17 protein-coding genes are annotated in these 16,749 nt (G+C 39.5%); 15 read left to right on the top strand and 2 right to left on the bottom strand.

What is annotated here, in order from left to right; translation table 11 throughout:
* Positions 1-20 precede the first annotated feature (20 nt).
* The 8 genes from CBG49_RS01395 to CBG49_RS01360 all read left to right on the top strand — a co-directional run bounded on the left by CBG49_RS01395 (position 21) and on the right by CBG49_RS01360 (position 4,863).
* Positions 21-992, top strand: coding sequence for a hypothetical protein (locus CBG49_RS01395; RefSeq protein ID WP_088593060.1), 972 nt, complete (start codon positions 21-23; stop codon positions 990-992).
* Entirely contained in the window at positions 992-1,663 is a 672-nt protein-coding gene (gene rsmI, locus CBG49_RS01390) for a 16S rRNA (cytidine(1402)-2'-O)-methyltransferase (RefSeq protein ID WP_088593059.1), read from the top strand. The genes CBG49_RS01395 and rsmI overlap by 1 nt, the downstream gene beginning before the upstream one ends.
* 109 nt (positions 1,664-1,772) lie before the next feature.
* On the top strand, positions 1,773-1,928 hold the full coding sequence (locus CBG49_RS01385) for an endonuclease domain-containing protein (RefSeq protein WP_236854622.1): 156 nt from the start codon (positions 1,773-1,775) through the stop codon (positions 1,926-1,928).
* Positions 1,910-2,545 carry a tRNA (adenosine(37)-N6)-threonylcarbamoyltransferase complex dimerization subunit type 1 TsaB gene (gene tsaB, locus CBG49_RS01380; RefSeq protein WP_088593058.1) on the top strand — a complete coding sequence of 212 codons (636 nt, stop codon included), beginning with the start codon at positions 1,910-1,912 and terminating at the stop codon, positions 2,543-2,545. Before CBG49_RS01385 ends, tsaB begins: the two co-directional genes overlap by 19 nt.
* A gap of 78 nt (positions 2,546-2,623) precedes the next feature.
* Positions 2,624-3,535, top strand: coding sequence for a 1,4-dihydroxy-2-naphthoate octaprenyltransferase (gene menA, locus CBG49_RS01375; protein ID WP_088593057.1), 912 nt, complete (start codon positions 2,624-2,626; stop codon positions 3,533-3,535).
* Between the two features lie 32 nt (positions 3,536-3,567).
* Complete coding sequence (locus CBG49_RS01370) at positions 3,568-4,248, top strand: metal-dependent hydrolase (RefSeq protein ID WP_009412791.1); 681 nt, start codon at positions 3,568-3,570, stop codon at positions 4,246-4,248.
* A gap of 199 nt (positions 4,249-4,447) precedes the next feature.
* Positions 4,448-4,624, top strand: a complete 177-nt coding sequence (locus tag CBG49_RS16380) for a type II toxin-antitoxin system HigB family toxin (protein WP_236854620.1) — start codon at positions 4,448-4,450, stop codon at positions 4,622-4,624.
* Between the two features lie 41 nt (positions 4,625-4,665).
* Positions 4,666-4,863 carry a toxin-antitoxin system, antitoxin component, Xre domain protein gene (locus tag CBG49_RS01360; protein ID WP_009412789.1) on the top strand — a complete coding sequence of 66 codons (198 nt, stop codon included), beginning with the start codon at positions 4,666-4,668 and terminating at the stop codon, positions 4,861-4,863.
* Positions 4,864-4,941: 78 nt separating this feature from the next.
* Here CBG49_RS01360 and CBG49_RS01355 read toward each other — a convergent pair whose 3' ends face one another.
* Positions 4,942-5,847, bottom strand: coding sequence for a hypothetical protein (locus CBG49_RS01355; protein ID WP_088593056.1), 906 nt, complete (start codon positions 5,845-5,847; stop codon positions 4,942-4,944).
* A 193-nt stretch (positions 5,848-6,040) separates the two neighbouring features.
* Here CBG49_RS01355 and CBG49_RS01350 point away from each other — a divergent pair, with 193 nt between their 5' ends.
* From CBG49_RS01350 to CBG49_RS01325, 6 genes are read left to right on the top strand one after another with little or no spacing between them, the layout of a single operon-like run.
* Positions 6,041-7,687, top strand: a complete 1,647-nt coding sequence (locus tag CBG49_RS01350; protein ID WP_088593055.1) for an Ig-like domain-containing domain — start codon at positions 6,041-6,043, stop codon at positions 7,685-7,687.
* A gap of 57 nt (positions 7,688-7,744) precedes the next feature.
* A complete protein-coding gene (gene polA, locus CBG49_RS01345; RefSeq protein ID WP_088593054.1) occupies positions 7,745-10,531 on the top strand; it encodes a DNA polymerase I in 2,787 nt (928 codons plus the stop codon).
* A gap of 42 nt (positions 10,532-10,573) precedes the next feature.
* Entirely contained in the window at positions 10,574-11,407 is an 834-nt protein-coding gene (locus CBG49_RS01340) for an EcoRI family type II restriction endonuclease (RefSeq protein WP_088593053.1), read from the top strand.
* 1 nt (position 11,408) lies between these two features.
* Positions 11,409-12,338: an adenine-specific methyltransferase EcoRI family protein gene (locus CBG49_RS01335; RefSeq protein WP_088593052.1), complete on the top strand. Its 930-nt coding sequence runs from the start codon at positions 11,409-11,411 to the stop codon at positions 12,336-12,338.
* 10 nt (positions 12,339-12,348) lie between these two features.
* Positions 12,349-12,882 carry a methyltransferase domain-containing protein gene (locus CBG49_RS01330; RefSeq protein ID WP_088593051.1) on the top strand — a complete coding sequence of 178 codons (534 nt, stop codon included), beginning with the start codon at positions 12,349-12,351 and terminating at the stop codon, positions 12,880-12,882.
* A gap of 19 nt (positions 12,883-12,901) precedes the next feature.
* Positions 12,902-14,185: a Na+/H+ antiporter NhaC family protein gene (locus CBG49_RS01325; RefSeq protein ID WP_088593050.1), complete on the top strand. Its 1,284-nt coding sequence runs from the start codon at positions 12,902-12,904 to the stop codon at positions 14,183-14,185.
* Between the two features lie 3 nt (positions 14,186-14,188).
* Here CBG49_RS01325 and CBG49_RS01320 read toward each other — a convergent pair whose 3' ends face one another.
* On the bottom strand, positions 14,189-14,875 hold the full coding sequence (locus CBG49_RS01320) for a peptidoglycan-binding protein LysM (protein ID WP_088593049.1): 687 nt from the start codon (positions 14,873-14,875) through the stop codon (positions 14,189-14,191).
* Between the two features lie 243 nt (positions 14,876-15,118).
* Here CBG49_RS01320 and CBG49_RS01315 point away from each other — a divergent pair, with 243 nt between their 5' ends.
* A complete protein-coding gene (locus CBG49_RS01315) occupies positions 15,119-16,702 on the top strand; it encodes a DUF5018 domain-containing protein (protein ID WP_088593048.1) in 1,584 nt (527 codons plus the stop codon).
* Positions 16,703-16,749: the final 47 nt, after the last annotated feature.

Raw genomic sequence — 16,749 nt, 5'->3', positions numbered from 1 at the left:
AAACTAAAATAGTAACGCGAATGAAAGAAGCATTAGAACACGACCTCATCACTTTAGCTACCGAAATCCTCGCTAACGAAGGTGAGTGGAACCTCGCTCAACTAAACAAACAAGCTCACAAAATTACCGAGAAAATCGCTATTCTCACTTTTGTGGAAAAATACTATCAAACACTTGGAGCTTCAGAAGACCGTATGCACCGCACTATGCGAAAAGTATCCGATTTTATCGATGAAAATCAAGAAGAAGATATCTTTGATATACAAGTAGAAGCTTCCGAAGTGCACCCTCTCACTGCCCCTGAAACAGCCACTAAAGAAACTCCTAAAAAAGAACCCGCTTCTCAACCTGCCTTTGTAGCAATGGAGCCTGCCCCTATCACAAAAGAGGAAAAAACAGCTCCTGTCGAGAAACCTATTGTTAAACGCATTTTGCAAGAGGAATCCTATTCAGAACCTAATTGGGCAAAACCAACAAGTCGATTACAAACTGCAACAGCCGATCAACCAATTGAAAAACCTCAGCCAATTGAAAAACCAAAACCTGTCGAAACTGCTGCAGTAGCATTTGAAATCGAGCAACCCGCCATCGAACAATCTGAACAGTTTATCCAGCAACCTCAGTATACCGATGAGCAACGCCTCCTCAAGCAAACTCCTTCCTTAGAAGAGTTCATCTCTCAAAGCAAAAACACTGTTTTCGATAAAAAAGATACTACCGATGATGTGAAACCCACACAATCACTCAATGATAAGTTTGGAAAAACTCTCCAAATAGGTTTGAATGATAAGTTAGCCTTTGTGCAAAGACTCTTCTTCGGTAGTGAAAGTGAGTATAATAAGGTAGTAAAACACTTGGGCGAATTAAACTCTATGCAAGACGCCGTTCTCTATATCGAGCAACAAGTAAAACCTACTTACAACTATTGGAAAGGCAAAGAAGAGTACGAACAACGCTTCCTCGACCTCGTTCTTAAACGTTTTGAAGTCTAATGAGCAAACTCTATTTGATTCCTACCCCTATTGGAAATTTAGAGGATATAACACTGCGTGCCCTCAATTTACTCAAAGAAGTAGATATCATCTTAGCCGAAGATACTCGCACCAGTAGCAAGCTCCTCAAACACTACAATATTCGCACCCCTATGCAAAGCTACCACCTGTTCAACGAACATAAGGTGGTAGATAGTTGGGTGCAGCGTATCAAAGGAGGAACAACTGTCGCCCTCATTACCGATGCCGGTACCCCTGCCATTTCCGACCCTGGATTTCTGCTCTCTCGCGCTTGTATTGCTGAGGGAGTGGATGTGGAATGCTTGCCAGGTGCTACAGCTTTTGTCCCCGCCTTAGTAAATAGTGGATTGCCCAACGACCGCTTTGTGTTTGAAGGTTTCCTACCCGATAAAAAAGGTCGCCAAACTCGACTCTCACAGCTCGCCACCGAAACCAAAACAATGATTTTCTACGTTTCCCCTCACAAACTCCTCAAAACCCTCACCGATTTTATCGCTACTTTCGGTGCCAACCGCCCCGCAAGTCTGTCGCGTGAACTCACCAAAGTCCACGAGGAAACCAAACGCGGAACCCTCCAAGAATTGTTGGATTTTTATAAAGATAAAAACGTAAAAGGTGAAATAGTGATGATTGTTTCAGCTAACAGGTAACAGTGTCGCTTTTGCATCAGTTCGATATAAAAGAATATTGATTTACAGCTTTGTAACATAATATATTCACAATTTTAGATATGTAGAAGATAAAAATCGACAAAATCAAATGGAAAAATATGGATTAACTTTCATTCGTTTTTCAAATGAGGAAATTAAAACAAATATGTTTAGTGTAGTGTTGTCATTGGAAAGTAAAATAGAGGAATTAAAACGAGAAAATTTTATTAGATATTATTCAAAAAAATGCTTTTATTATCTATAGAAACCTCAGGACTTAACTGTTCTGTAGCCTTGTCAAAGGATAATCATATTCTCGCTGAAAAGTCCGAGAATACGGGTAAATTCACTCACTCTGAGAATCTACACCTCTTTATAGAAGCCGTGATGCAACAAGCCTCATTGCCCCTCACCGCCTTAGATGCAATAGCGGTAAGTGCTGGAGCAGGTTCATATACCGGTTTACGCATAGGGATTGCTACTGCTAAAGGTCTCTGTTTTGCCTTAGAGAAACCCCTTATAGCAATTCCTACCCTCCAGATTCTCGCTCATCAAGCCCAAGCCGATTGCATTATCGCAATGCTCGATGCCCGCCGTATGGAAGTGTATAGTGCAGTCTTTAATAGCCAATATGAGTTCGTAACCCCCACCGAAGCCAAAATCCTCGATGAACACAGTTATCAAGAAGAATTAAATAAAGGAAAAGTAACTTTCTTAGGCGATGGAAGTAATAAATTCGCTGCCATTTGTAAACATCCCAATGCCGTTTTTATTCCCAATGCTTTTCCCCAAGCCAAAGATATGCTCCCTTTTGCTATCGCAAAATACAACGCTCAAAACTTTGAAGATATTGCTTACTTCGAACCTACCTACTTAAAATAGACGTTTTTTGTTAAAATTGTTAATTATCATAGCTACAAATTTGCTAATTGGCAAATTATTTATACTTTTGTGCCTTAAATGAAAGTAATTACACTCATCAAAGCAGCGCGACTCCGCACTTTGCCCCTTTCAGTAGCAGGAATTATCACAGGGAGTGCGTTAGCTTATCGCTATGACCCTTCGGCGTTTAGCTGGAAAATATTCGCTTGGGCATTGCTTACAACTATACTGTTTCAAGTGCTTTCTAATTTTGCTAATGACTATGGCGATGGTGTGAAAGGCACTGATAATGAACATCGTTTAGGACCTCAGCGCGCTTTACAAAGCGGAGCTATAAGTCGCTTGCAACTCAAGCGCGTTATACTCATTACCGCAGGACTCTCTATACTCTCAGCATTAATACTTATCTACTTAGCTTTTGGTTGGGAAAATCTGCTCTATATAGTGATATTCTTTGTGTTAGGATTGTTGTGTGTAGCAGCAGCTATCAAATACACAGTAGGAAGTTCAGCTTATGGCTATCGCGGTTTAGGCGACCTTTTTGTGTTCGTATTCTTTGGATTGGTTAGCGTAGTAGGCAGTGAATTTCTTTACTCGCAAACCCTCCAATGGATTACTTTTCTGCCTGCAATCTCTATAGGATTACTAAGTGTAGCAGTGTTGAACCTCAACAATATGCGTGACTACGAGAACGACCAGCGTTCAGGTAAACACACTTTAGTAGTGAAAATGGGAATTTCGCTTGCTAAGTACTATCATTACTATTTGGTAGTGTTGGCAATGCTTGCCCTACTCAGTTTTTCAGTACTGCGCCTGCAAATGCGTTGGGAACTGCTCTATCTGTTAGCTTTCTTTCCTTTGGTGGTACATTTGCTTTCAGTAAAGCGCAACAACGATCTTAAGCTTTTGGACAAAGAACTAAAAGTAGTCGCTCTGAGCACCTTTTTGCTCTCAGTACTCTTTTTTATAGGAATATATATCAGTAAATAAAATACTCATACTTAAAGAATTATCTAATTACTATGGAAATTACTTTTTACGGACACGCCAGCATAGGGATAAAAATAGGTGAAACTCACTTACTCGTCGATCCTTTTATTTCCGAAAACCCTTTAGCGAGTGATATCGATATCAATCAAATAAAAGCCGATTATATCCTCATCACTACGGCTGGGCAAGATCATACTTGGGATGTAGAGAAGATTGCCAAGCGTACTAAAGCTCAAATCATCTCTAATTTCGAGATTGCTCGCTACTTTTTCAATCTTGGTATTGAGAACAGCCACCCTATGGATTTAGGTGGAACTTTCAATTTCCCTTTTGGTTCTGTGAAAATGGTATCGGCGTTGCACTCTTCTACCTTTGAAAATGGTAGTGATGGAGGTGCTGCTTGTGGATTTGTGATCAAAACCCCCGATAAAACAATTTACATTGCGGGCAGTACCGCCTTGCATTTCGATATGCAGCTTATTCCAGTGCGTTACAAGCTTGATTTAGCTGTATTACCTGTAGGTGGTAACTTCACTATGGACGTAGAAGATGCTATTATGGCTTCCGATTTCGTAAAGTGTAATAAAATATTAGGATATCACTACAATACAATGTCGCATATCAAAATAGATAAAGATGCCGCCGTACGTAGCTTCAAAGCCAAAGGCAAAGAACTCATACTTTTAGGCGTAGGACAAATTGTAGTAGTATAATTTACTTAGTGTACTAACCCTCTAAAAACGCCAAAGGTCATAGCATAACACTATGACCTTTGGCAAAGTTTTTTATAGTTCATTGTTAATTGAAAATTATTTATTACTTTTGCCATAACTTTATAACCACTCAAATGAGAATTATAGCTAAAAAACCATTGTTGAATTTTACACACAACATTCCGAAGCTAAATTTCCTTTGGAAGATTGGTATAGAAAAACTATTGTTGCCGAATGGTCTTGTTTTGCAGATATTAAAAAAGACTTCAATAGTGTAGATGCTGTAGGAAATGGTAGATTTGTTTTCAATATCAAAGGCAACCACTTTAGAATAGTAGTACATAATAATATATATCCGTTTTATCGGTACTCATAAAGAATATGATAGAATTGAAAATATAGATAAAATATAACATTATGATAAAAAATGAAATGCAATACAACGCTATAATGAAACGCATAGGTGAGCTTTTGCAAATAGTAGATGATAATACTCACGAAAGTAACCCTGATTATATAGAATTAATGATTCTTACAGATCTTGTAGAAGCCTATGAAGATATGTATTACCCTATAGAAAATACACTATCAAGTCAGTCTTTGCCTGTCTCCTAACTCCGAATCTCTAAAAACGCGAAAGGTCATAGCATAACACTATGACCTTTCGCGTTTTTCTTACTTCTTAACTCTTACCTAATAAGTAAATTCCTTGCTTCCTACTATCACTCCATCTCTCTTTACAACAGCTTTCTGTGGGTATTCATTTTTGAAATACTCGTAAGTGGTCTCTTCCACGTAATCTTGTCCCGAAATATTAGGGTATTTCACTGTTTTCTTAGTGATATTGTTACGACTATAACCTTCTTGTAAGAAAAACTCTGGGTGGGTCATTCTATACGAAAAAAGCAAGTAACGAGGGTTAGTCTTGTTGTCGTAAGTGTAAGTAGTAATAGAAGTCTTACCATTTTCAGTACGTGTGTGCTCTTTCACGGTTTCGTTGTAGTTGAGCACATACTTATCGGTAGCAACTACAGTAGTTTTAGGTCTATACCCTACCGTTTCTGTACGAACAGAAGTTTCTGTATTCACTTCATTAAGACCAAACTTGTAGGTAATGATTGTATAAACTGTAGTTTCAGATGATGTCTTTTTAGTTTTAACATACTCCGAAAGCAGACGACCATCGTATTTATACTCCTCTATGATAGGATATGCCTTACCTACTTCAGTAGTTGTTTTTTTCTTGATACTTCCCCTTTGAGTATACTCGTTGTACACAGTTTCGCTCTTTTGTATACCGCTTTCTTTGTATACAGTTTTAGTGGGGAAAGACCCATCGTATGAGTTTTCAAACTCCGAAGTAGGGATTTTACTCGTTGCAACTGTATCAACAGTCATTTTCTCTAATAAGCCTATACCAGTGTTGCGATATTTATACTCGCTGGTAATGCTCATTGTGTGGGTGCCTTGCACAGGTAAGATGGTTTCTACAATCTTATCTGCCAAATAAATAGGGTCATTTTCTGGTTGATAGTCATCTTTGTTATTACAAGCGACTAATAGCCCTACTGCCAAAAGTAATAAACTCACTCGTCTCATTGTATATACTATTTAATTGATTTTCTTTTAGAAAGAATATAGGTCTATATTAAAATAAATTATCTTATAAGTACTTGTTTTTTGAAGATTGTCCCTCTTTGAGGAGACGGAGGCTATACTATAAAAGCCGCAAAAATCTTGCCATATTCACATTATTTATTACTTTTGCAAATTAGAAATTCGTATTTTAGCTATGAAACATCGTTTACCCATACTCCTCTCTCTCCTTATTGCCCTCACCCTTTGGCAATGCGCCCGCCGCGGCTCTCCCACTGGTGGTCCTAAAGATGTTACCCCGCCGGTACTCTTGCAATCTGTGCCCAAATCGGGGGCTATGAAGTTCCACGGCAAGAAAATACGCTTGCAGTTCGATGAGTTTGTGGTAACTAAAGACGTCCGTAAGCAGCTCATCATCTCTCCTCCTATGAAAACTTTTCCTATCATTTCGCCTACTTCGGCTTCTAAATGGTTGGAAATTAATATCGCCGATACTCTTAAACCTAATACTACCTACGTGCTGAACTTCGGTAATAGCATTCAGGATTACAACGAGGGCAACCCGATTTCCGATTTCAAATATGTGTTTTCTACCGGTAGCACTCTCGATTCACTGTGGTATGAGGGAGACATCGCCGATGCAATCGCACCTAAACCCGATAATTTCGTGACTGTGATGCTCTATCCTTACAACGAGCAGTATAACGACTCATTGGTGTATAAAACGCAACCTACTTATGTAACCAATACCCTCGACAGTCTCGATAGTTTTGTGCTCGAATACCTCAAAGAAGGCAAATACAAACTCATCGCCCTCAAAGAAAAAAGCCCTAATTATATCTTCAATCCTAAGGACGACAAAATTGCTTTTATGGACGAACCTATCACCGTTGCCGATTTGAAAGGCAGTCCACAAGGTTTTTACCCTAAATTGCGCTTATTCAAAGAAGTGCCTCCTTACAAGGCGCATCGCCCTACACAAGCTGCTGGCAACCGCGTGCAATTTGGCTTTGAAGGCAAAACCGATAGCGTACAAATCAAGCCTATCTCGCCCGTAACTCCCGATTTTAAATATACTATCTCCAAAGACCCTAAGAAAGATACACTCAACTTTTGGTATACCCCTAAACAAAAAGATTCTTTGGTATTTACTATTACCAAAAAACAGAAAACCGATACGTTTAAAGTCCGTTTAAAGGAGATGAAAAACGATAGCTTGCAAATAGAAAACCTCTTTTCGGGCGACTTGCCTATGTACAAGGACTTTGGCTTCAAAAGCAATATCCCTATCGTAAAAACTGACCCCTCTAAACTGAAAGTTTTCGTTGGCAAAGACTCTACAGCGGTGGCTATTCCGTTCAAAACGCGCTTAGCCCCCAATAATTTAGACTACTATCTCTTATTCGATAAGAAAAACGACGAGACCTACCGCATTGAAGCCCTCCCTAATGCCCTCACCGATTTTTTCGGACATACGAACGATACCCTAAAAGTAACCGTGCGCACTAAAAAACTCGAAGAGGTAGCTATCCTAAAAATGCACCTCAACACTGCCGAAAACACACTGCAATATCCACTTATACTGCAACTTACCAATGAGAAGGCAACGGAAGTGCTCCGCGAAATTTATATCGAAAAACCTCTAACCGAATATCTGTTCGAGAATGTAACACCTGGTAAATTCCGCTTGCGACTCATTGAAGATAAGAACAAAAATCACCAATGGGATACCGGTAGTTTCTTAGAACATCGGCAACCCGAGCGGGTGTGGTATATGCCTAAAGAAATAGAACTCCGCGCCAATTGGGAAGTTGAAGAAAATTGGCAAATCACTAACCCCTAACCCCTAACAAACTACGTACGGGCGAATTGCAATTCGCCCCTACCAATGATATATAAAATGAAAAAACGCCTTTTCCTCCTCGATGCTTATGCCCTTATTTTTAGGGGCTACTACGCCTTTATCAAGAACCCGCGCATCAATTCCAAAGGATTGAACACTTCGGCGATTCTCGGCTTTATGAACTCCCTTTTCGAGGTGATTAAAAAAGAAAAACCCGACCATCTCGCTGTCGCTTTCGACAAAGGAGGGAGCGTAGCACGCACCGAACTCTTTACCGACTATAAAGCCAATCGCGAGGAAACCCCCGAAGCGATTCGTTTGGCTATCCCCTATATCCACGAAATACTCAAGGCTTTGCACATCCCTATCATCGAAAAAGAGGGGTACGAAGCCGATGATATCATCGGAACGCTCTCTAAACAAGCCGAAGCTCAAGATTACCAAGTGTTTATGGTAACCCCCGACAAAGACTATGCGCAGCTGGTGAGCGATAATATCTTTATGTACCGACCTGCGCGCTCGGGCAATGATATCGAAATTTGGGGTGTGAAAGAGGTGCAAGAGAAATTTGAAGTGCAAAACCCTTTGCAGGTGATTGATTTCCTGGGTATGATGGGCGATGCTGTCGATAATATTCCTGGGCTGCCTGGGGTAGGCGAGAAGACCGCCAAAAAGCTACTCGCCGATTTTGGCTCTATGGAAAATCTCCTCGCTAATACTGATAAACTAAAAGGCAAACTGCGTGAAAATATAGAAAATAACAAGGAAAAAGGCTTGCTCTCCAAACAATTGGCAACCATTATGCTCGATGTGCCGGTAACTTTTGATGAAGCCGATTTTGCAATGTCTCAACCCGATTTTGAAGCGGTGGGCAAGATTTTCGATGAGTTAGAGTTCCGTCAGTTGCTACAAAATTTCCTAAAAACCTACCAACCAGAAGCTGTGGTACAAACTCCCCCTAAGGCTGCTTCAGGTCAGCTGGATTTATTCTCACAAGGCGACCTCTTTGCGCAGCAGCAATTGGTGAGCGATAAGAAAAACAGCAGCAATACGCCTCATTTCTACCAATTAGCCGATACCCCAATGGCACAACAACTCTTGTTGCAAAGCCTATTGCAACAAACTGAAGTGTGTTTTGATACCGAAACTACTAATATAAACGCTCTCGAAGCTGAATTAGTGGGTATTTCCTTCTGCTGGGCAGCTCATAAAGGGCATTATTTGCCATTTCCTAAAGAAAAAGAAGCAGCTACTAAGCTCATAGAGCAATTCCGTCCGTTTTTTGAGAATGAACAGATAGCTAAAGTAGGTCAGAATTTGAAATACGACCTCAAAGTGTTGCAAAACTATGGAATTGAGGTACAGGGCGCTCTCTTCGATACGATGATAGCCCATTACCTGCTAAATCCCGATATGCGTCACAATATGGATATCCTCAGCGAAACCTACCTGAACTATACACCTATTGCTATCGAGAGCCTTATTGGCAAAGGGAAAACCCAGCGATCTATGCGTACCGTGCCTATCGATGAGGTAAAGGAATACGCTGTGGAAGATGCCGATGTTACTTGGCAACTCAAAAATGTGTTCCAAAGCCAAATGCCCCAAGTAAATGCCCAAAAAATCTATACTGATTTAGAGGCACCTCTTATCAAAGTGTTGGCAGCTATGGAACGCGAAGGGGTAAACCTCGATGTGGATTTTTTAAAAGAATACGCTAAAACCTTAGATGCCGATATTGCCCAACTCGAAACAGCCATAGCCGAGCAGGCTGGCGAGACTTTCAATTTGGCATCACCTAAACAACTCGGCGACATTCTCTTTGAAAAACTGAAGATTGACAGCAAACCTAAAAAGACGAAAACCGGTCAGTATGCTACTTCCGAAGAAGTCTTAGCGCCTTTTGCAGCCAAACATAAAATCGTAGCCGATATATTGGAATGGCGACAAGTGCAGAAACTCAAATCTACTTATGTAGATGCCTTGCCTTTAGAGGTAAATAAAAGTACGGGTCGTGTGCATACTACCTATATGCAAACAGTAGCAGCTACAGGTCGACTCAGCAGCAACAACCCTAACTTGCAGAATATCCCTATCCGCACCCCTCGTGGGCAGCAGGTGCGCAAGGCGTTTATCGCTCGCAATCCCGATTATGTGCTCCTCTCTGCCGACTATTCGCAAATCGAACTCCGCATCATCGCTGCCCTCAGCGAAGAACACAATATGATTGAGTCCTTCCTCCGCAATGAGGATATTCACCGTTCTACAGCGGCAAAGGTATTCAATGTCCCATTGGAAGAGGTAACCCGCGAGCAACGTAGCCACGCCAAAACAGTGAATTTTGGGATTATTTATGGCGTATCGGCATTTGGGCTATCTGCACAAACCGACCTCTCTCGCTCCGAAAGCAAAGAACTGATAGACACCTATTACGCTACCTATCCTAACCTCCGCAACTATATCAATAAACAAATAGAGTTTGCCCGACAACACGGCTATGTAGAAACCATTTTAGGCAGACGCCGTTATCTGCCCGATATTCATTCACATAACCAAGTAGTGCGTGGAGGCGCCGAGCGCAACGCCGTGAATGCCCCTATACAAGGCTCAGCAGCCGATATTATCAAAATCGCAATGATACGCATACACAACCAGTTGCAAGCCCAAAAACTCCAAACTTGTATGCTCCTCCAAGTACACGACGAGTTGGTGTTCGATGTGCCTAAAGCCGAATTAGAACTCGTAAAACCCCTTGTCAAAGAAGCGATGGAAAACGCCTTTACCCTTGCCGTTCCCCTCGTCGCCGATTTAGGTGTAGGTAACAACTGGCTCGACGCACATTAATTGTGTCGCTGCCGGCGACACAATTTCAAAAATATTAAAAATATGTCTAAAAAGAATCAATCAAACCGATTAACTACCCAGCATACAGCATCAAAAGGAGTAGTAGCTATATTTGGAGAAAAAGCTAAATTGCACAATATAGCAGTAAGTCAGATTTCTCAACTTGTAATGGAACAACTTCAAAAGGATTTTCCGTTACTCTCTTTTCGATATAGAACAAGTGTAAAAAAAGAAGAGATAAACGAGGCTTTAAGAAAAATAGATATAGCTTTAGGGCAAACACTCTTTGTGCCCAATGCAAGTATCATTCCCGATGGTGGGTTGATAGAAGTAAAAGATGATAAAGAAAATTGGAGAATTATCTTAGTATCAGAAGCTAAACATCAGGGTAAAGATATAGAAAATATTAAAGCAGGAAAATTAGTAGGTATAAAAAGTAATCAGGATTTAATGGTAGGTGGAAATGCTATAGAGAGAGCTCACAAAAATATAGCTGAAATGGCTAATTTGATGTTGTCGGAGTCTCATTTTCCTTATGTACTATTCTTAGAAGGTTCTAATTTTTTAACTGAAACTATTGAAGTAATGCGCCCTGACGGACGAATAGTAACTCTTGATTACAATTCAGGTATACTCAACAGATTAGATAAACTCACAGCAGCTAATTATGGAATGCCTATCAACACCAATCTTTGTGAAAATAAAGTTGTAACACATAACGATAAAACGATTATGTTACAAGCTGCGTCCATCTACACACGTGGAAATGGCGAAAAGTGGGATGCTCAATCAATATTTGATGTGATGCTTGAAATCTCTAAGACTTCTCTAAAAGTATTAGGGAGTGAATTGTTTAATCAATTAACGCAAAAGTAAAATGGCACGAAAAGCGACAAATAACTTGCTACAAAAGGCTAAAAAATCTAAAAATGACGAGTTTTATACCCAATTTTCAGATATTGAAAAAGAGTTACAATATTATAAAAGTCATTTTGAGAATAAAATAGTCTATTGCAATTGTGATGATCCACATACAAGTAACTTTTTTAAGTATTTTGTTTCAAATTTTAAAGAGTTAAGGCTTAAAAAAGTAATAGCAGCTTGTTATGCTGAAAACGGTTTTTTTGCTGAATATGCAGGAGAAAAAATAGCTGTTTCTTACTTTAAAGGAGATGGTGATTTTCGCAGTGCCGAAAGTATTGCATTGCTCAAACAATCGGATATAGTAGTAACAAATCCTCCTTTTTCGTTGTTTCGTGAATATGTAGCACAATTGGTGGAATATCAAAAACAATTTCTAATCATAGGCAATATTAATGCGATTACTTATAAAGAAATTTTTAAACTGATACAAGAAAATAAGGCTTGGTTAGGTATTCATTTAGGTAGAGGTATTTCAGGGTTTATCGTTCCTCAACACTATGAACTCTATGGAACAGAAGCTCGAATAGACGCTTCAGGTAATAGAATAGTATCCCCTAACAATTGTTTATGGCTTACTAATTTAGATAATTTCAAACGTCACGAGGATATAGTGCTCACTAAAAACTATTTTGGCAATGAAAACAATTATCCTCAATACGATAATTACAATGGTATTCATATCGATAGAACTGAAAATATACCATCAGATTACACGGGCTATATGGGAGTACCAATAACTTTTCTACACAAATTCAATCCTAATCAGTTTGAGATTGTGAAATTTAGAAAAGGAGATAATGAAAAGGATTTGTCAATAAACGGTAAATACCCTTATTTTAGAATATTAGTAAGGAATAAACGTTATTCCCTTGTCAATTGTTAATTATTAATTTATGTACAAAACCCTTCCTAAAAAACGCTATCAAAAAACCTTGAGTATTCTCAAACGATATGCTCCTCAGGGGAGTACAATCCTCGATATAGGGGTAGAAAATCCTTTTTCAACGATTATGAAAGAGGAAGGTTATACGGTGCTTAATACTACCGGTCAGGATTTAGATTTCAAGGCAAATACCCTTCAGAATTTTCAAGCCGATTTCACTACCGCTTTAGAGATTTTAGAACATTTGGTGAACCCTTTGGCTGTACTGCAAAATGTCCCTACAAATAAAATATTGATTACAGTACCTTTGCGACTTTGGTTTGCCAAAGCCTACCGCAATACTGCCGACCCCCGCGACTGTCATTACCACGAGTTTGAAGATTGGCAATTAGATATGCTGTTAGAAAAAGCAGGATTTCGGATTGTATATAGAGAAAAATGGACGCACCCCGTGAAGAAGTTAGGCTTGCGTCCGCTGTTGCGATATTTCACTAATAGATATTATGCCGTAGTAGCCGAGAGAATTAACAAATTAGAAAATTAGCAGATTAGCAAATTATAAAATGACGAAAAAAACAACAATAGTAAGTATTATCCCGCTACTCATATTCGTAGCTATATTTTTGGGCAGTGGTATTTATTTCGATAATTTCTATTCATTGCCAGCACCTATTATTGCGCTTTTTGCAGTGGTAGTAGCTTTGCTTATCTACCGCGCACCTCTCAACCAAAAGATAGCCCTTTTCTTCAGAGGGGCAGGCAATAGCAATGTGTTGCAGATGTGTGTAATAGCTCTTTTGGCAGGTGCTTTTGCTTCGGTAGCCAAAGCCTCTGGCAGCATCGATAGCATAGTGAATATGGGGATGTACTACATTTCACCCGAATACTTTCCCGTAGGTATTTTTGTAATTGCCTCTTTCCTCTCGTTTGCAACAGGAACCTCGGTAGGTACCATTATGACCCTCTCGCCTATTGTCTTCAATTTGGCTTTTGAAAGTCATTCCGATACCGCCCTTATAGGGGCTGCGTTGCTTTGTGGCGCGATGTTTGGCGACAATCTGTCTCTTATTTCCGATACTACTATTGCCGCCACCCAGTCGTTAGGCTGCAAGATGAGTGATAAGATGAAAACCAATTCTCAAATAGCACTTCCCGTTGCGCTGCTATCGGCGGTAATTCTCTTTTTTATTGGCAACCCAGGTGCTACCACCTTCACTCATAGCGAAGCCTATCACACCTTCAATCCCTTGCTTATTTTGCCTTATGTAGCAGTAGTGGTCATTTCGCTTTTTGGAGTAAATGTATTCGTGTCACTGTTCTTGGGAGTTGTTTTCTCAGGTGTTATGGGATTCACCTACAACAAGTTCTCTTTCTTAGAATTTACTCAACACACTTACAAAGGCTTTATGGATATGGCTGATATCTTCTTCCTCTACTTCATCATCGGTGGATTAGCCTTTTTAGTAGAGCGTTTTGGCGGCATTCAATTTCTGATGAACCTCGTTGCCAAACGTATCAAGAGTGGAGCTTCAGCCTTGCTGGGAATGGGCTTTTTAGTAACTGTTGCCGATGTGTGTGTAGCGAATAATACGGTGGCAATTCTCATCGTTTCTAAAATAAGTAAGCGCATAGCCGAGCAGTTCCAAATACCCCTCCGCAATGCGGCTTCAGTATTAGATATCTTCTCGTGTTATGCGCAAGGTCTCATTCCTTATGGAGCACAAGTAATCGCCCTATACCAATTTGCCCATACGATGGACTATTTATCTTTGGTAGGGTACTCAGTCTATCTTCACCTTTTACTTATAGCTACTTTAGTGTATATAAAAGTAAGAGGAAAAGTTTAATAACTACAATGTTGCTAAAGAAAGAGAGGTGGTTTCAGGGGCTTCCCATTGAGGTTTTTGTATTGCTTCAATGTGTGAGGTATCGTAACCCGCAAACGCTTTAAGGTAGTGTTGCAAGGTAACGCCATTGCCATCGGCAAAGTTATATCCCCCTTGATGTTTGAAGAATTTCTTCACTGAACTCTCACCAGCCAAGTGAGCGGCTGCCAATATCCCCGATTCAGTAATGTGAATCCCGTTGATAGTTTTGCCTACATATTTTTTAATTTCTTTGCGCAAAAACCATTTGGTGCGCTGTAAGCTCAACACAAACACTTGTTCTTGTTGTTCAGGAGAGTTCAAAAATTGTTGGGTATCAGTTACGCCATAGAAGCGAAGGGCGCGTTTCCCAAATTGATATTTCCCCATATAGCCAAAACGGTTTACAATAGTGTAGTTACCGCGTGATTCGCGATAGGCTAAAGCTTCTTTAAATCCAATAAATGTTTTTCCTGTGTGGAGAGTAAAAGAAGTGGGAAGTAGTGTGCTATTCGCAGTTGCTTCTGCTGGCATAGCGGTGGCCATTTGAGGTACATCAACTACAAAAGTAGGTGGAATTGTGATTACTTTTGTCTCTTCATCTTTGATCGTAAAACCTAAAAAGGCAAAGACCATTACTGCAAAAAAATACCTCTTTTTAACTAATTTCATAAATTTTGTTTTCTTTAAGACTGACGGTTTTCTACAAGAGAAAAAGCCTGCTTAAAATTATTTCGGCGGCAAAATTACAAAAATTATGCCAAGTACCAAAATTTAGAGTTCGTTTTTTTTATTTTCCCCGTCCCAAAACCAATTTGCTCATTTCCTCATTTGCTCATTTACTAATTTTCTCTATCTTTGCACCGTGTAACATCAGCTTGAAGTTTCGGCTTCTGCTTAAAAACTTAATTTATAATGAAAAAGATATACACTTTATGTGTTCTTTTTCTTGCTTTAGCGTGCAAGAAAGACAACGATGAAACCCCTTTGTTAAGTAGTGAAAAAAATATTCTTTCATTTACCTTTATTGTAGAAGGTACTACTTATACCAGTACAATCAGTAATGCCGCCATTACTGCCCAATTACCCGAAGATACCAATCTTACCACTCTTACCCCTACCATCACCTTCTCTAAGGGGGCTACTGTAACTCCTAATAGCGGTGTAGCTCAAGATTTCTCTAAAGAAGTAAGCTATACCGTAACTGCCGAAGATAAAAGCACTAAAATCTACAAAGTGCTCATAACTACCGAAAAAACACCACAGCCTAATGAGCCTATACAAATTGGCCACGTCCCTAATGAATATACTACAAATAAAGCTGGAGGCGAGGTAGTTTATTTTGATGTCAATACCTTGCCCGTCAAAAAAGAACAGATAAAAGTCGAACTCGTTAAACGCCGCCCTCCATTTGATACTTATTCCCTTAAAGTACAGAAAATCGATAAAAAAGAAAGACGTGTATATGTAGTATTGCCCGACTCTTATAAAAATGGTGAATACTTCTTTAAGGCGACTTTTGATAAAGAAGAAGTACAAAGTGGCTTTTTTATCTTGGATGGTAGTGAGATAGAACTGAACGTATTAGATGTTATGGGTATGCCTCTTACTTCTTTGGCAACTACTGAATTGCAAACTTTCAAAACAGTAGTATTCGCCAATACTGAAGCCTTGAAGAAATATACTTATTATTTGAGAAAAGACACCCACGACTACCAACTTACAGTGAGTGACATCTCCAATTATAACATTCAATTTAAGATGTTCAATACACCTGCAGGAGCTTTTAGCGGAGGTAACGACTTTAAGTTTGTAGTAAAAGGTAATGGCAAAGAATATGTACTTCCTTTTGTAAACACCGACAAACAGCCTATACAAATAGTTGCTGCTAAAGCCCCTATAATTAAGTCGCTTTCAGCAACAACTTTAAAAACAGGTGATGAGCTCACTGTAACGGGAGAGAATTTTACCTATGCGAGTGTAGGTCTTAATACTGGTTACAGAACTTGTCATTTACTTTTGATAAAAGACGGTGAGACTAAAGCAACTATCGAAACTTATAATCACCGAGGCACAACTGCTACTTTTGAAATAGGAGGCGATGTGCCTGCAGGTACTTATAAAGTAGTACTCTCCTCTCAAATACAGCTGAAATCAGAACCTTTTAGCCAAGAGGTTACCATTCAAAAAACGACTGCTACCCCCTCTGCACGCCTAAAAGTTACTAAAGCTGTGATTATAGATGAGAATGCTGCTTCCTTCCGCAAGCAAGTAATGATTACTTTTAATGAAATTATAGGTAGTGCTCGTATAGAAGCGATTGTATTCCCTAATTTGAGAATAGAAAATATGCTTACCTATAAAAGTGCCATAACCTCTTCTCGACTATCAGATAGCGATTACAATTATCTCGTAAACAACCTCCCAAAAGGTTATGTACTCATAAAGGAAAACGGCAAAGAATACCAAGCAGAGTTTTCTTTGGTAAAAGGAAATTAAATCTCATTTTCTCAGAGATTCTTAGAGTCTCTCCCTACTATCAACAA

The organism is Capnocytophaga endodontalis (genome assembly GCF_002209445.1).
Taxonomy (GTDB): Bacteria; Bacteroidota; Bacteroidia; order Flavobacteriales; family Flavobacteriaceae; genus Capnocytophaga; species Capnocytophaga periodontitidis.
This window is presented reverse-complemented; position numbering and strand designations above follow the sequence as displayed.

Coding starts and splice junctions, on each gene's coding strand:
- CBG49_RS01395 (WP_088593060.1), top strand. CDS start 21: ATGAAAGAAGCATTAGAACACGACCTCATCACTTTAGCTACCGAAATC.
- rsmI (WP_088593059.1), top strand. CDS start 992: ATGAGCAAACTCTATTTGATTCCTACCCCTATTGGAAATTTAGAGGAT.
- CBG49_RS01385 (WP_236854622.1), top strand. CDS start 1,773: ATGGAAAAATATGGATTAACTTTCATTCGTTTTTCAAATGAGGAAATT.
- tsaB (WP_088593058.1), top strand. CDS start 1,910: ATGCTTTTATTATCTATAGAAACCTCAGGACTTAACTGTTCTGTAGCC.
- menA (WP_088593057.1), top strand. CDS start 2,624: ATGAAAGTAATTACACTCATCAAAGCAGCGCGACTCCGCACTTTGCCC.
- CBG49_RS01370 (WP_009412791.1), top strand. CDS start 3,568: ATGGAAATTACTTTTTACGGACACGCCAGCATAGGGATAAAAATAGGT.
- CBG49_RS01360 (WP_009412789.1), top strand. CDS start 4,666: ATGATAAAAAATGAAATGCAATACAACGCTATAATGAAACGCATAGGT.
- CBG49_RS01355 (WP_088593056.1), bottom strand. CDS start 5,847: ATGAGACGAGTGAGTTTATTACTTTTGGCAGTAGGGCTATTAGTCGCT.
- CBG49_RS01350 (WP_088593055.1), top strand. CDS start 6,041: ATGAAACATCGTTTACCCATACTCCTCTCTCTCCTTATTGCCCTCACC.
- polA (WP_088593054.1), top strand. CDS start 7,745: ATGAAAAAACGCCTTTTCCTCCTCGATGCTTATGCCCTTATTTTTAGG.
- CBG49_RS01340 (WP_088593053.1), top strand. CDS start 10,574: ATGTCTAAAAAGAATCAATCAAACCGATTAACTACCCAGCATACAGCA.
- CBG49_RS01335 (WP_088593052.1), top strand. CDS start 11,409: ATGGCACGAAAAGCGACAAATAACTTGCTACAAAAGGCTAAAAAATCT.
- CBG49_RS01330 (WP_088593051.1), top strand. CDS start 12,349: ATGTACAAAACCCTTCCTAAAAAACGCTATCAAAAAACCTTGAGTATT.
- CBG49_RS01325 (WP_088593050.1), top strand. CDS start 12,902: ATGACGAAAAAAACAACAATAGTAAGTATTATCCCGCTACTCATATTC.
- CBG49_RS01320 (WP_088593049.1), bottom strand. CDS start 14,875: ATGAAATTAGTTAAAAAGAGGTATTTTTTTGCAGTAATGGTCTTTGCC.
- CBG49_RS01315 (WP_088593048.1), top strand. CDS start 15,119: ATGAAAAAGATATACACTTTATGTGTTCTTTTTCTTGCTTTAGCGTGC.